A 13902-nucleotide genomic window follows, 5' to 3' on the forward strand; every position below is an offset into this window, starting at 1 on the left:
TGAGTGGATCCCGGCATTTTTCACACTCCGGAAAATCTCGCGTGCCTCATCAACACGGGGAGTGCGCGCCAGCAATGTGAGTTCAACCGATTGGGTTTCTCTAACCGCCGCGGCACGACACAATGGCCGCCGTGATCGAGACGGCGTTGGTAGAACTGATCGATCGCGCTACTGCCGAGTGCGCCGAGCAGCAGCGCGCCGATCTGCATGGCCGCCTGCGCCAGATCAGGACCAGGGTCCTCGACCCGACCCAGCTCGTGCTGGTCGTGGGGGAGTCGAAGCAGGGAAAGTCCGCGCTGGTCAACGCCATCGTGAACGCTCCCGTGTGCCCGTCCGGCGACGACGTCACCACGACCGTGCCGACCCTGGTGCGCTACGCCGACGAACCCACGGCCCTGCTGATCGAGCAGGAACCCGCGCGCGGACCGATCGCGCTGGACCGCACACCGGTACCCATCGACCAGGTCCGCGAGCACATGGAACGCGCCGTGGCGAACGGCCGTCCGGTGACGCGGGGTGAGATCGGCATCCCCCGAGCGGTCCTGCAGAACGGCCTGGCTCTGATGGACACCCCCGGTGTGGGAAGCGTCTCATCTTTTCTCACCAGCACGACACTCTCCGTGGTCGCCGAAGCCGACGCGCTGCTGATGGTGTCCGATTCGACCCAGGAACTGACCACCAACGAGCTCGCGTTCCTCAAGCAGGCCACCGCGCTGTGCCCGAACATCGCTCTGGTGATGCCCAAGATCGACCGGACCCCGCACTGGCGGAAGGTCCTGGAGGTCAACCGCAAGCACCTGAGCAACGCGGGCGTCTCGGCGAAGCTGTTCCCGGTCTCGGCCGACATCCGGATGCGCGCCATGCAGTCGCGCAACACCAACCTCAACGCCGAGTCCGGATTCCCGCAGCTGCTGGAGTTCCTGCAGACCGAGCTCGCCGGTCAGCACGAGCAGTTCACGCGAAGGCTGGTGGCGCACAACGTCTCCGAGGCGCTGACCCAGATCAACGACTCGCTGCGCGCCGAGCTCGCCGCGCAGAACCCGCGCACCGCCGCCGAAACGCTGGTCGAGCTGGAGACCGCGCAGCGCCGGGCCGAGGACCTGCGCCGCATGTCGCAGCACTGGCAGAAGACGCTCAACGACGGCATCTCCGAGCTGTTCACCGACATCGAGTACGACTTCCGGGAACGCACCTGGGCGGTGCTGCACGAGGTCAACGAGATCTTCGAGGTCGCCGACCCGCTGATGATCTGGGACGACTTCATCCGGTGGATGCAGGCCCGGCTCACCGATGCGATCAGCGAGACCTTCGGCTGGCTGGAGCAGCGCCAGCAGCGGCTCGCCGAGATGGTCGCCGAGCAGATGCCGCCGCAGCAGCTCAGCTGCCCGCCCGAGCTGAACCCGGTGCTGGCACCGGACCCGCTCGACGAGGTCCCCGGCCCGAAGTTGCCGACCGGCGCCGACTACAAGAACTCCGACAAGGTCCTCACCGGTCTGCGCGGTTCCTACGGCGGCGTGCTGATGTTCGGCCTGATCACCACGATGGCCGGGCTGCCGCTGATGAACGTCGTGTCGATCTCGGCCGGTGTGCTGCTGGGGTCCAAGAGCCTCAAGGAAGAGAAGGACATGCGGCTGCGCCGCCGCCAGACCGAGGCCAAGAGCAACGTGCAGCGGCACATCGAGCAGGTGATCTTCCAGGTCAACAAGGACTCGAAGGACACCATCCGCGCGATCCACAAGGCGCTGCACAAGCACTTCACCCGGATCACCGAGGACGCCCAGATGGAGATCAGCCAGTCCATCCAGGCGATCAAGCGCTCCGCGGAGCGCAGCGCGGTGGACCGCGACCAGCGGGCGCGGGAGATCAAGCAGAAGCTGGAGGAGATCACCGTGCTCCGCCGGCGGGTCACCCAGCTCACGCAGAACCGGATCACCGCCGCATGAGCACCGAAGCGCTGCTGGAGCGGGCCAAGGGCCTGCTGATGCGGACGATGACGTTCTACCGCGACGATCCGCGCACGTCGACGTGGCTGCGCGACCGCCTGGAACGGCTCGACCAGCCCCTGCGGATCGCGGTCAGCGGACGGGTGAAGTCGGGCAAGTCGACGCTGATCAACGCGCTGATCGGCACCGCCCTGGCGCCCACCGACGCCGAGGAGCGCACCCAGGTCACGACGTTCTACCAGTACGGGCCGGAACCGAAGATCCTGGTGCACACCCCGCACGGCGCGGTGCAGAACGTGCCGGTGTCCACACTGGACTCCGCGACGATCCGGGATCTGCAGCACTGGCGCCCGGACGAGGTCTCCCGACTGGTCATCGAGTCGCCGACACCGGGTCTGCAGGCCATCACGCTGATCGAGACGCCCGGCGTGGCCTCGGCGGCCGTGCAGGAGACCGGCCGCTCCGCGCTCGCGCAGATCCTCTCCGAGTCCGACGCGGTGCTCTACCTGACCCGCTACCCGCGCCAGACCGACCTGCAGTTCCTGCAATCGGTCAACGAGCTGCAGACCGCGCGCTCCGTGCCGATCAACACCATCGTCGCGTTCTCCCGCGCCGACGAGACCGGCGACGGCGGCGCCGACGCGCTGGCCGCCGCCGAGCGGATCGCCGACCGCTACCGCGCCGACCCGACGCTGAGCGCGTTCGCCCAGCACTTCATCCCGGTCGTCGGCCTGCTCGGGCAGGCGTCGTCGACGATGACCGAGGACGACTTCAAGATCCTCGCCTACCTGGCGCGGCTCTCCGACACCGACCGGGACACGCTGCTGCTGTCGGCGGAGCGGTTCGTCAAGGCAGGGCTGGAGGCCGTGCCGTCGGAGATCCGGCAGCGGCTGCTGGAGCGCTTCGGCCACTACGGCATCGCGCGCTCGCTGGACCTGCTGCGCGGCGGGGCCGGCACGGCCCAGCAGCTGCAGCAGCAGCTGCTGGAGACCAGTGGGCTCACGACCCTGCAGGAGACGCTGCACTCGCAGTTCGTGGAACGCCAGGACGCGCTGCGCGCCCGGTCCGCGCTGCTGGCGGTGGACATGGTGCTGCGCGCCAACCCGCGTCCGGGGGTGCAGCAGCTGCTCGGCGAGTTCGAGCGGGTGCTCACCAACGCCCACGAGTGGAACGAGCTGCGCGCTCTGTCGGCGTTGGACTCCGGGCAGATCCGCTTCGCCCGCCCCTTGCAGGCCGAGGCCAAGCGGCTGCTCGGCGCCTCCGGGCACTCACCGCACGCGCGGCTCGGCCTGGACGAGACGGCGATGATGACCGACGTGGCCGACGAGGCCACCGCCACGCTCTCCCGCTGGCGCGAGCAGGCCGTCAACCCGATGCTCGACCGCGCTCACCGCGACGCGGTCCGCACCGTCCTGCGCAGTGCGGAACGCGTGATCCTGCACCAGATCCAGGCCCAGGGGAAGCCGCAGCAAGCCGCCCAGGCCCAAGCTCAGCAACAAGCCCGCGCCGCCCAGGCCCAGGCGCAGGCGCAGGCTGAGCAGGCCCGGCAGGCCGCCGAGGCCGAGCAGGCCCGGCGCGCAGCGGAGGCCGAGCAGGCCCGGCGCGCAGCGGAGGCCGAGCAGGCCCGCCAAGCCGCCGAAGCGGAACAGGCCCGCCAGGCCGCGGAGGCCGAACGAGCCCGTCAGGCGGCCGAAGCCGAGCGCGCCCGGCAGGCCGCCGAGGCCGAGCAAGCCCGGCGCGCAGCGGAGGCCGAGCAGGCCCGCCAAGCCGCCGAAGCGGAACGAGCCCGCCAGGAGCACGCGGCCGCCCAAGCCCGCCAGGGCGAGTGGTCGCCCTCGGCGCGCAGCACCAACGCCCCCGGGAAGACCCCCGCCACCCAGTTCCTGCAGCAGAACGACCAACCGACCGGGCGCCGAGCGCTCCGCGAGGTGGGCACCAGCACGGGCCGCCGGCGCCGGGCCGAGCCGGAGCAGGGCGAGTCCCGCTCCGCGGTCAACCAGCCCACCGGCAGCCACGCCAAACCGGACCCCGACGAGTCCTCCCACTACGTCGATCCGACCCCCTCGGGCCGGCACTCCCGCGGCTGATCCGCCTCAGGAGCGGGCCGAAGTCAGAGGGACAGGTCGCGGAGGGTTCGGTGGAGCTGGTCGATGAGGGGCCGGCGGCGGGCCAGGAGCTCCGCAGCGGCCGCATCCGGGGCGACCTGGGACTCGACGGCGACCAGTTCCGCGGCGTGGGCCAAGGAGTCGATCTCGCCCAGAGCCCGCCAGGCCAGCAGGACCGCGCCCAGACCCGATCCGCCGCTGCCTTCGGCCAGGTCGAGGTTCGTGTTCAGCGCGGAGGCGATGGTCCCGGCCCAGATGCGGCTGCGGAAACCCCCGCCGGTCGCGCGCACCGCGCGGACCTCGGCGCCGGATTCGGTGACCGCGTCGCGGACCAGGGCGAGCTGCTGGGCGACGCCCTCGATGACGGCGCGGGTCATCTCGGCGCGGCCGTGCGAGCGGCGCAAGCCGAGGAAGGCCCCGGTCAGACCCGGTTCCCACCAGGGGGCGCGCTCGCCGAGCAGGTACGGCAGGGCCATCAGGCCGTCGGCCCCGGCCGGGACCTGGGCGGCCTCGTCGAGCAGGTCCGCGACGTCCACGCCGAACGCCTCCGCGGCCCACTGGCCGGCGACGCCGCCGTTGCTCACCGCGCCACCGATCACCCACAGGCCGTCGGCGATCGCGTAGCTGAAGGTGCGGCAGCGGTCGTCCACGCCCGGCTTGTCCCGGGTCACCCGCAGCGCGCCGCTGGTGCCCAGCGACAACGCCGCCACGCCGGGAGCCACAGCGCCCACACCCAGGTTGGCCAGCGGCCCGTCACCGCCGCCGAGCACGACCGGCAACCCCGCTGGGAGCCCGACGGCCTCGGCGACCTGCGGCGCGAGCGGGACGGAGGCGGTCGGCTCGCGGAGTTCGGGCAGCTGCTCGGCGCGGATGCCCGCCACCTCCAGCGCGGGTTCGTGCCAGGTCAGCGAGTGCATGTCCTGCAGGCCGCTGCCGGAGCTCAGCGAGTGCTCGGTGACGAACTCGCCGGTGAAGGCGGTGACGACGAAATCCTTGAGCGCGCACCAGCGCTCGACCTCGCCGATGTCGGCTCCGCCCGAGGTCAGCCAGGCCAGCTTCACCATGACCGACTGGGTGTGCACGGGAGTTCCGGTCGCCCGGTGCAGCGCCGAGGACGTCTCCGGCTCGGCGCGCAGCCGCGCGGCGATCTCGGCGGCCCGCGTGTCGGCCCAGTTGAACGCGCGCGTGGCGGGTTCGCCTCGGGAGTCCAGCCCGACCAGGGTGTGCATCGCGCTGCTGAACGACAGCCCGGCGACCTCGTGCCCCTGCTCCCGCGCCCACGCCGCGCAGTCGGCCAGCGCCTCGATCGCGGCCCGCAGCACCTCCGCGGCGTCCTGGGTGGCCTCACCCGGCTCATCGGTGCGCAGCGGGTAGCCGCGCTCGGTGGTGTGCAGCACCCGCGCATCGGTGCCTGCGGCGACGACCTTGGTGGCGGTGGTGCCGAGATCGACACCCAGAACGACCGGGACAGAGCTCATGCCACGAACCTATCCGTCCGATTCGCACCCGTTCGGCCCAGGCGGGGTGCCCAGGATCACTCCCGCTTCGGCACGATCCGGGTCCTCAAGGCGCCGAGATCGATCCGCAGGTCGAAGGGCTCCCCAGTCATGAACACACCGGTGCCGTTGAAGTCCTCCTTGTCAACACCGTCGACCAGGCGATGCGCAGCGAACCTCGGCTGGTCCGCGATGTCGAGAATCCAGTAGAAGGGAATCCCCGCCTCGGCATACTCGGATCGTTTGACGAGGTTGTCCACGCGCCGCGAACCTGGAGACAGCACCTCGACCGCGACCGCGACGTCCTGTGCGTGGAACCGCGTCGGCTGTTCCAGGATCCGATCCAATCCCAGCACGATCACGTCTGGAACCCGGACCGCGGGCGGATAAGTCCGGGTGATCACGACTTCCGGCTCGCTGACCACCGCCCAGCCTTCCGGCAGGATCCTATCGAGCACAGCGGAGAGCCGAGTGAGAACGAACTGGTGGTAGCCGGCTGCTTTCGGGGTCGCGTGGAGGACGCCTTCCTGGAGCTCGTAGCGCCGCGAGTTGTCCTCGGGGAGTTGCTCGAACTCCTCCAAGGTCATCAGGTGGTCGGGCCAGGTCATCACGGACATGCCTCCACCAATAGCCGCGCCGATCACGCGCTCCACGCTCCACGGAGGACAAACGCACGTTCGAGTGCTCTTCGAATCCACCGCACAGCAACGATAAGGGCGCCCACCCCCTGTGACCAGGAGGAAGGCGCCCTTGTCGTGCCGGTGATCAGATCACTTGGCGAGGGTTTCGGCGATCTCGTAGGTGTTGAGGGCCGCACCCTTGCGGAGGTTGTCGCCGCAGACGAAGAAGTCCAGCGTGTTCGGGAAGTCCAGCGCCTGGCGGACGCGACCGACGTGGGTCGGGTCGCCGCCGACGACGGCCGCCGGGGTCGGGAACACGCCGTTGTCGTGGTCGTCGTCCAGCACGATCGTCGGCTGCTCGGAGAAGAGCTTGTGCGCCTGCTCCAACGACACCTCGCGCTCGAAGGTGGCGTGCACCGCCAGCGAGTGCGTGGTCAGCACGGGGACGCGGACGCAGGTCGCGGAGACCTTCAGCTCCGGGATCCCCAGGATCTTGCGGGACTCGTTGCGGACCTTGAGCTCCTCGGAGGTCCAGCCGTCGTCCTTGCGGGAACCCGCCCACGGGACCACGTTGAGCGCCAGCGGCGCCTTGAACGGAGTCTCGGCGGACAGACCGGCCTCGGCCAGGGCCTCGGCGACGTCACCGGCGCGGACGCCGAGCTGCTTGCCGGCCACCGCCTCCAGCTCCGCGTAGAGCCGGTCGATGCCGTCCTGGCCAGCACCGGAAGCGGCCTGGTAGGAGGAGACGACCAGTTCGCGCAGACCGAACTCGCGGTGCAGCGCACCGAGCGCCGCCATCATCGACAGCGTCGTGCAGTTCGGGTTGGCGATGATGCCCTTGGGGCGCTCGTGCACCTTCTCCGCGTTGACCTCGGGCACCACCAGCGGCACCTCGGGGTCCATCCGGAAGGCGCCGGAGTTGTCGACCGCGACGGCACCGCGCGAGGCGGCCACCGGGGCCCACTCGGCGGAGATCTCGTCCGGCACGTCGAACAGCGCGATGTCCACGCCGTCGAACGCCTCGGGGGCCAGCGCGACCACGGTGTTGTCCTCGCCGCGGACGGTGATCTTCTTGCCCGCCGAGCGCTGCGAGGCGATCAGCCGGATCTCACCCCACGGCACCGAGTCGCGGTTGTTGATGATGTCGATCATGACCGTGCCGACGGCACCGGTGGCGCCGACGATCGCGAGCGTGGGTGCCATCAGCGACCACTCCCCGCGTACACGACCGCTTCCTCGTCGCCACCGAGCTCGAAGGCCGCGTGCAGGGCCTGCACGGCGGTGTCGAGCTGGGTGTCCTGGATCAGCACCGAGATGCGGATCTCCGAGGTGTTGATGATGTCGATGTTGACGCCCGCGTTGGACAGCGCCTCGCAGAACGTGGCCGTCACGCCGGGGTGCGAGCGCATGCCCGCGCCGACCAGCGAGACCTTGCCGACCTGGTCGTCGTAGACGACCTCCTCGAAGCCGACCTCACCGGAGATCTTCTCCAGCTCCGCCACGGCGACCGCGCCGTTGCTGCGGGCCACGGTGAAGGTGATGTCGGTCTTGCCGGACGCGGTGCCGGAGATGTTCTGCAGCACCATGTCGATGTCGATCTCGGCGTCGGCGACCACGCGGAAGATGCGGCCCGCGACGCCCGGGTTGTCCGGCACACCGCGCACGGTGACCTTGGCCTCCGACCGGTCGTGCGAGACGCCGGTGATCATCGCCTGTTCCACGGAAAGGTCCTCCACTGAACCGGACACTGTCGTGCCGGGCTTGGGCGAGTAAGACGAGCGGACGTGCAGCGGCACGCCGTAGCGGCGGGCGTACTCCACCGCGCGCAGGTGCAGCACCTTCGCGCCGGTCGCCGCCATCTCCAGCATCTCCTCGTAGGTGATGTGGTCGAGGTGCTTCGCGTCGGGCACGATGCGCGGATCGGCCGTGTAGATGCCGTCCACGTCGGTGTAGATCTCGCACACGTCGGCGTTCATGGCAGCCGCCACCGCGACCGCGGTGGTGTCCGAGCCACCACGACCGAGCGTCGTGATGTCCTTGGTGTCCTGCGAAACGCCCTGGAACCCGGCGACGAGCGCGACCTGGCCCTCGGCCAGCGCCTCCTGGATGCGGCCCGGCGTGACGTCGACGATCCTCGCGTTCTGGTGCGCCGAGGTGGTGATCATGCCGGCCTGCGAGCCGGTGAACGACTGGGCTTCCACGCCGAGCGACTCGACGGCCATCGCGACCAGCGCGTTGGAGATCCGCTCCCCCGCGGTCAGCAGCATGTCGAGTTCCCGCTCCGGCGGTGCCGGGTTGACCTGTTTGGCGAGGTCGAGCAGCTCGTCAGTGGTGTCACCCATCGCGGAGCAGACGACCACGACGTCGTTGCCCGCTTTGCGGGTCTCGACGATGCGTTCGGCGACCCGCTTGATGCGATCAGCACTCTCGAGTGAGGAACCGCCGTACTTCTGGACGACGAGCGCCACGTGAAACAAACCTCCTCGACCGCTGCGGCCGTCCCGGGCACGGGTTGTCCCCGTGCTGACACCGGGTGGACGAAGAGCAGTGGGACATCCGCTGATGGGATGCGCCCTCCGCCCCGCGACCGGCGGGAGACAGCGTCGGTCGATCACGACCGAAACGGCCTTCTACCAGGTCGCTCCGCTGCCGGACTAGCCTACCGACCACTGGGGGTGAACCCCAATCACGAAGGCCACGTCTACCCTGTTGGACGCGATTGTCGACAAGAGCGGAGCGTAGTGTTGTCCACCACGCAGGGCGCGCTGGAACCACCCCTGGGGGATACCGGAAACACTGCGGCTACGCAGCGGAAACAGCAGGCGTCGCGAGCGAGCTCCGGCACGCGACCGGGTACACCGCAGCAGCGCCGGATGATCATCGCGCTGACCCCGGCTGTGGTCTACCTCGCAATTCGGCTGGTGGGACTGCTCGTACTAGCTTGGCTCTCCGCAGTCAACGACGAATCCCTGCTGGACAACCTCAACGCCTGGGACGGGCAGTGGTACACCGAGATCGCCGCCCACGGCTACGGCGGCGTGAACCCGAGCATGGTGGACGGCTTCGGGCACCGGTACCCGGAGACCCCGCTGGCCTTCTTCCCCGGTTACCCGCTGCTGATCATGGCGATCGCGCTGGTCCCGGGCGTGAGCACGATCGGCGCGGCGATCACCGCGAGCCTGATCTGCGGCGTCGTCGCCGCCTACGGCCTGGCGCGGCTGGGTGAGCGGCTCGGCGGCACCCGCCGGGTCGGGCTGCTGCTGGTGGTGCTGTTCGCCGCGGCGCCCATGTCGGTGGTGCTGTCGATGGCCTACTCGGAGGCGCTGTTCTGCGCGCTGTCGATCTGGGCGCTGATCGGCGTGGTCGAGCGCAACTGGCCGCTGGCCGGGCTGTGCTGCGCGGCCGCCGGGCTGATCCGGCCGACCGCCGCCGCCCTCGTCGGTGTGATCGGGCTGGCCGCGGTGATCGCGATCGTCCAGCGCCGGGACTCCTGGCGGCCGTGGCTCGCCGTGCTGCTCGCACCGCTGGGCATGATCGCCTACATCGGCTGGGTGGGGCTGCAGACCGGCAAGATCAACGGCTACTTCGAGCTGCAGGCCCGCGGCTGGTCGTCGGCGTTCGACGGCGGCGCGAAGACCGCGCAGTTCGTGGTCGAGGCGCTGACCGAGGACAAGTCGGTCTTCGAGACCTTCACGGTCTGGGTGGTGCTGGCGGCGATCGTGCTGCTGGCGCTGTGCGTCTGGCACCGGCTGCCGTGGCCGCTCGTGCTGTTCGCCGCCGCCGTCCTGGTGCTGGACCTGGGCTCGGACGGCCTGATGTACTCCAAGGTGCGGTTGATGTTGCCCGCGTTCCCGCTGCTCATCCCGGTCGCGATCGGCCTGAGCAAGAGGACGCCGGCCACGGCCGTCACCACGGCGGTGCTGCTGGTCTTCTTCGGCTCCTGGCTCGGCGCCTACTCGCTGACGGCCTGGCAGTACGCCATCTGACTCGTCCCGCCGGCGACGCGGGTGGTGGAACCTCGGCGGCTGAGCTGCGAGGGTGGTCCTCGCGGCTGCGACGTGCGCACTCCGCTGTCGGGAGGTTTTCGGTGACCGAACTGGACAAGACCGCGGACACCTCGGTTCCGCTGCACCCGCTGCTGGCCGAGCGCTGGAGCCCGCGCGCGCTGAACCCGGCGGCGACGATCGACGACGCGCAGTTCACCGCGTTGTTCGAGGCCGCCCGGTGGGCTCCGTCGTGGGGCAACTCGCAGCCCGCGCGGTTCATCGCCGCCCGCCGCGGCGAGTCGACCTTCGACCGCATCCACGGCACGCTCTCGCGCGGCAACAAGGGCTGGGCGGGTGACGCGGCCGCGCTGGCGATCGGCGTCGCGCAGTCGGTCAACTCCGACGGCGAACCGATGCCCTACGGCGAGTACGGGCTCGCGCTGGCCGCCCAGAACTTGGTCCTGCAGGCCGTTGCGGAGGGCTTGCACGCGCACCAGATGGCCGGTTTCGACCGCGAGGCGGCCCGCGTGGAGTTCTCGGTCCCGGACGACTTCGAGCCGATGGTGGCGATCGCGATCGGCGACCTCGGCAACCTCGACGACATGCCGGAGCGCCTCGTGGACAAGGAGCTCCGCCCCCGAGTCCGCAAGCCCCTCACCGACCTCGTCTTCACCGACTCCTGGGGCACTCCCCTCTTCTGACCTGCGGTTTCGAGGCGGGGATTCGAATTCCTCACCCGGCCGGGTGGCGCGAGAGAGCCAGGAGGCCTCCCACTCCGGGGATGATGGAGAGCCAGCGGGCTCGGGTCGGGATGGTCGTGAGCGCCATCGCGATCGTGATCAGGTAGGCCGTGCCGTGCAGCGGGCCGACCAGGGAGCTGACGCCCCGCGCGTGGATCGTGGCCAGGTTGAGCAGGAGGAGCGCCAGGGTCAGGACCTCGGCGGTCGCGGCGATCTTGAGCGCGCGCACGCCTCAGGCCCCGGTCGACGAGCCGGGGCGGACGATCATGAGCACGACCACGGCCGCCCACAGCAGGTTGAAGACGCCGGTGGTCGCGGTCAGCCGCTTGGCGACCGCGGCCGCCGGTTCGGTGAGCATCGCGGCCTGCGCGGGCAGGATCACCAGCGCCAGCAGGGCCGCCGCGATCACCGTCAGGACGATCGAGATCAGCAACCACGGGTCTCCCAGGACACCCATCTGCAGGCCGGTGGCCAGGCCGAACACCGGGACCGCGATGCCGGCCAGCGCGTAACCGCGGCAGATCCGGTGCAGCAGCCGGGCGACGCCGGCGTCCGGTTCGGTGCGGGCGTGGCGCGGGAACAGCGAGGCGGCGACGGCGATCGGACCGATCAGCACGATCGCCGCCAGGACGTGCACCGACAGCAGCAGCGCGGTCATCTCAGGACCTCCGTGGGTCATCGCGCACCAATAAGTTGGCAGCCAATATATACCCTGCCTACCTTCACCCGATATGATGAGACGCATGAAGGCGGACGCGGTTCGAGGACACCTGGACGGCCTGCTGCTCGCCGTGCTCGAACCCGGCCCGCTGCACGGCTACGCGATCATCACCGCGGTCATGAACCGCAGCGGCGGTGCGCTCGAACTGCGCACCGGGACCATCTACCCCGCCCTGAAGCGCCTCGAACGACTCGGCCTGCTGGCCAGCCGCTGGGAATCGATCGGCGAACGGCGTCGGCGTTGCTACCGGCTCACCGACGAAGGCAGGCGCAGCCTGGCCGGTGAGCGCGCCGACTGGCGGCAGTTCACCGCCGCGATCGGCGCCGTGCTCAACCCCGGGAGCAACGCGTGAACGCGATCGAGAGCTACGCCGACGAGCTCGCCGCCGAACTGCGCGGGCCCGCGCGCGTGAAAGCGCGCATGGTGCAGGAGATCCGCGACGGCCTGGCCGACACCGCCGCCGCGCGCGTCGAAGCCGGGCTGCCCCCCGAGGAAGCCGTGCGGGACGCCGTGCGCGAGTTCGGCACGCCCGCCGAGGTCGCGCCCAGCTGCCAGCGGGAGCTCACCGTCGCCCAGACCCGGCACACCGCGTTCGCGCTGCTGGTGACCGTGCCGGCGCTGCTCGGCTGCTGGCACCTGGCGTGGACGATCGGCCGCGATCAGGGCATCCCGCCGTCGCAGACCGCGCAGCTGCTGGCCACCATCGCCGGCACCGCCGCGATCGTCGGTTGCGCCGCGCTGCTGATCACCCGGCGGCTCTCGGTGCCCGACCGGCTACCGCTGATCATGGCCTGGACGGGCACCGCCGCCAGCATCGCGATGCCGCTGACCACGATCGCCCTGGCCACCGCACTACCGCTGGCCGACAACTGGCCGCTGCTGCTGATCATCGCCGCGGGCACCGCGGCCGCGCATTCCGCGCTGGCGAACTCGGCGAAGACGTGCCGGGAGTGCGCGGAGCAAGCGCGCTGAACCGGTGGCGAATTCCCGGAATCGGCGGGAGTGCACCGAGAACATCCCCCACCGCACCTGCCCGGAGCTGAACGGACCACAACGATGGTCCGGTCGCATTACGCCGACTTCCCATTTTCGGCAATTGATCACCACTTCGGTTACATGTGGTTCTCTGATGCGGTATGACTTCACTCGTGTGGACGAGTATCAGAACGACCGCGGAAGCGCTTGATGACGCCGACGTGCTCGCTGGACTGCGCCTGCGCTACGACCTCGTCCCCGGAGTCATCCGCCTCGACGGCCACAGCGGTGGTCCGATGCCCCGCACCTCGCCCGCGCGACTGCGCCGGTTCGTCCAGCACCGCTGGGAACCGCGCAGCGGCCGCACCTCCGGCGAGCCGGAGTGGCGCCGCGAGGCGCGGCTCGCGGCAGACGCCCTGGCCCCGCTGGTCGGCTCGGCCGCCGGGGAGCTCACCGTCGCCGAATCGACCTCGATCAACCTGTTCAAGGCACTGGTCGCGGCCGCCGAACTCCGTCCCGGACGGCCGGTGCTGGCCGTCGGGCGCGACTGCTTCGGCATCGACCGCTGCCTCGCCCAGTCCGCCGCCGACCACATCGGCGGCCGGTTGCAGCTGATCGACGGCGTCGACGACCTCGCCTCGCTGCCGCTGGAGAAGATCGCGGTGGTCGCGCTCTCGCACGTGGACCTGCGCACCGGCGCCGTGCGCGACGCTGAATCGATCACCGCCCGGATCCACGGCGGCGGAGCGCTGACGCTGTGGGACCTCAGCCACTCGGCGGGAGCGCTGGACGTCGACCTGCACGGGTGGGGCGCGGACTTCGCGATCGGATGCGGGCACAAGTTCCTGGGCGGGAGCACGACCGCGCCGTCCTTCGGCTTCGTCGCCGAACGGCACATGGCGTCCTCCCCGACCGGCGGCCTGCGGCACCCGCTTGCCGACGGCTTCGCCGGACCGGCCGCGACCCTCGCGGCGGCCGAACTGCGGGACGTGCTGGCCAACCTCGACGGTGTCCCGGTCGGAGCGCTCGCGGCGAAGACGTCGGGCCTGGTGGAGCTGTTCCTGGAGCGCGTCGGCGGGTTCTGCCCGGATGCCGCGATCGAGGTGCGCACGGCCGGTTCCCCGCGCGGTGCCCAGGTCTGCCTCCGGCACGAGCAGGCGCAGCGCATCGCCGATCTGCTGTCGGACCGCAGCGTGCTGGTGGAGTTCGTCGAGCCCGACCTGATCCGCTTCAACTTCGCCCCGGCCTGGCTCTCCCACGTCGACGTCTGGCAAGCCGCGGAACGCCTGCACGCCACCCTCCACGAGATCGCCTGA

At 70.4% G+C, this 13902-nt stretch carries 13 protein-coding genes; 7 read left to right on the forward strand and 6 right to left on the reverse strand.

The window, feature by feature from the left end; all coding sequences use genetic code 11:
• Positions 1 to 122 precede the first annotated feature (122 nt).
• Both E1202_RS08700 and E1202_RS08705 read left to right on the forward strand, forming a co-directional pair.
• Positions 123 to 1943, forward strand: coding sequence for a dynamin family protein (locus E1202_RS08700; protein ID WP_235877878.1), 1821 nt, complete (start codon positions 123 to 125; stop codon positions 1941 to 1943).
• Positions 1940 to 4030 (forward strand): dynamin family protein, encoded by a 2091-nt coding sequence (locus E1202_RS08705; protein WP_132682072.1) that lies wholly within the window; start codon positions 1940 to 1942, stop codon positions 4028 to 4030. The genes E1202_RS08700 and E1202_RS08705 overlap by 4 nt, the downstream gene beginning before the upstream one ends.
• Positions 4031 to 4053: 23 nt before the next feature.
• Here E1202_RS08705 and E1202_RS08710 read toward each other — a convergent pair whose 3' ends face one another.
• The 4 genes from E1202_RS08710 to E1202_RS08725 form a co-directional block, all read right to left on the reverse strand.
• A complete protein-coding gene (locus E1202_RS08710) occupies positions 4054 to 5526 on the reverse strand; it encodes a gluconokinase (RefSeq protein WP_132682073.1) in 1473 nt (490 codons plus the stop codon).
• Positions 5527 to 5582: 56 nt separating this feature from the next.
• Entirely contained in the window at positions 5583 to 6197 is a 615-nt protein-coding gene (locus E1202_RS08715; RefSeq protein WP_235877880.1) for a Uma2 family endonuclease, read from the reverse strand.
• A 117-nt stretch (positions 6198 to 6314) separates the two neighbouring features.
• Positions 6315 to 7367: an aspartate-semialdehyde dehydrogenase gene (locus tag E1202_RS08720; protein ID WP_132682075.1), complete on the reverse strand. Its 1053-nt coding sequence runs from the start codon at positions 7365 to 7367 to the stop codon at positions 6315 to 6317.
• The gene (locus tag E1202_RS08725; RefSeq protein ID WP_132682077.1) at positions 7367 to 8632 is read right to left on the reverse strand and encodes an aspartate kinase; all 1266 of its coding nucleotides are present in this window, start codon (positions 8630 to 8632) and stop codon (positions 7367 to 7369) included. The genes E1202_RS08720 and E1202_RS08725 overlap by 1 nt, the downstream gene beginning before the upstream one ends.
• 405 nt (positions 8633 to 9037) lie before the next feature.
• On the opposite strand from E1202_RS08725, the gene E1202_RS08730 reads away from it, so the two are divergent.
• Positions 9038 to 10150: a glycosyltransferase family protein gene (locus tag E1202_RS08730; RefSeq protein WP_235877882.1), complete on the forward strand. Its 1113-nt coding sequence runs from the start codon at positions 9038 to 9040 to the stop codon at positions 10148 to 10150.
• Between the two features lie 110 nt (positions 10151 to 10260).
• Complete coding sequence (locus E1202_RS08735) at positions 10261 to 10851, forward strand: nitroreductase family protein (RefSeq protein WP_132682228.1); 591 nt, start codon at positions 10261 to 10263, stop codon at positions 10849 to 10851.
• A 31-nt stretch (positions 10852 to 10882) separates the two neighbouring features.
• On the opposite strand, the gene E1202_RS08740 is transcribed toward E1202_RS08735, so the two are convergent.
• Positions 10883 to 11119: a hypothetical protein gene (locus E1202_RS08740; protein WP_132682080.1), complete on the reverse strand. Its 237-nt coding sequence runs from the start codon at positions 11117 to 11119 to the stop codon at positions 10883 to 10885.
• A 3-nt stretch (positions 11120 to 11122) separates the two neighbouring features.
• The gene (locus E1202_RS08745) at positions 11123 to 11548 is read right to left on the reverse strand and encodes a DUF2269 family protein (protein WP_132682082.1); all 426 of its coding nucleotides are present in this window, start codon (positions 11546 to 11548) and stop codon (positions 11123 to 11125) included.
• A gap of 85 nt (positions 11549 to 11633) precedes the next feature.
• On the opposite strand from E1202_RS08745, the gene E1202_RS08750 reads away from it, so the two are divergent.
• From E1202_RS08750 to E1202_RS08760, 3 genes are all read left to right on the forward strand, one after another.
• Complete coding sequence (locus tag E1202_RS08750; protein WP_132682083.1) at positions 11634 to 11963, forward strand: PadR family transcriptional regulator; 330 nt, start codon at positions 11634 to 11636, stop codon at positions 11961 to 11963.
• Positions 11960 to 12583 (forward strand): permease prefix domain 1-containing protein, encoded by a 624-nt coding sequence (locus E1202_RS08755; protein ID WP_132682084.1) that lies wholly within the window; start codon positions 11960 to 11962, stop codon positions 12581 to 12583. The genes E1202_RS08750 and E1202_RS08755 overlap by 4 nt, the downstream gene beginning before the upstream one ends.
• A gap of 224 nt (positions 12584 to 12807) precedes the next feature.
• Entirely contained in the window at positions 12808 to 13902 is a 1095-nt protein-coding gene (locus E1202_RS08760) for an aminotransferase class V-fold PLP-dependent enzyme (protein WP_235877891.1), read from the forward strand.

Source organism: Saccharopolyspora karakumensis, assembly GCF_004349225.1.
GTDB lineage: Bacteria > Actinomycetota > Actinomycetes > Mycobacteriales > Pseudonocardiaceae > Saccharopolyspora > Saccharopolyspora endophytica.

Excerpts from the sequence above, each read along its gene's own strand:
- E1202_RS08700 (WP_235877878.1), top strand. The coding sequence starts at position 123 with ATGGCCGCCGTGATCGAGACGGCGTTGGTAGAACTGATCGATCGCGCT.
- E1202_RS08705 (WP_132682072.1), top strand. The coding sequence starts at position 1,940 with ATGAGCACCGAAGCGCTGCTGGAGCGGGCCAAGGGCCTGCTGATGCGG.
- E1202_RS08710 (WP_132682073.1), bottom strand. The coding sequence starts at position 5,526 with ATGAGCTCTGTCCCGGTCGTTCTGGGTGTCGATCTCGGCACCACCGCC.
- E1202_RS08720 (WP_132682075.1), bottom strand. The coding sequence starts at position 7,367 with ATGGCACCCACGCTCGCGATCGTCGGCGCCACCGGTGCCGTCGGCACG.
- E1202_RS08730 (WP_235877882.1), top strand. The coding sequence starts at position 9,038 with ATGATCATCGCGCTGACCCCGGCTGTGGTCTACCTCGCAATTCGGCTG.
- E1202_RS08745 (WP_132682082.1), bottom strand. The coding sequence starts at position 11,548 with ATGACCGCGCTGCTGCTGTCGGTGCACGTCCTGGCGGCGATCGTGCTG.
- E1202_RS08750 (WP_132682083.1), top strand. The coding sequence starts at position 11,634 with ATGAAGGCGGACGCGGTTCGAGGACACCTGGACGGCCTGCTGCTCGCC.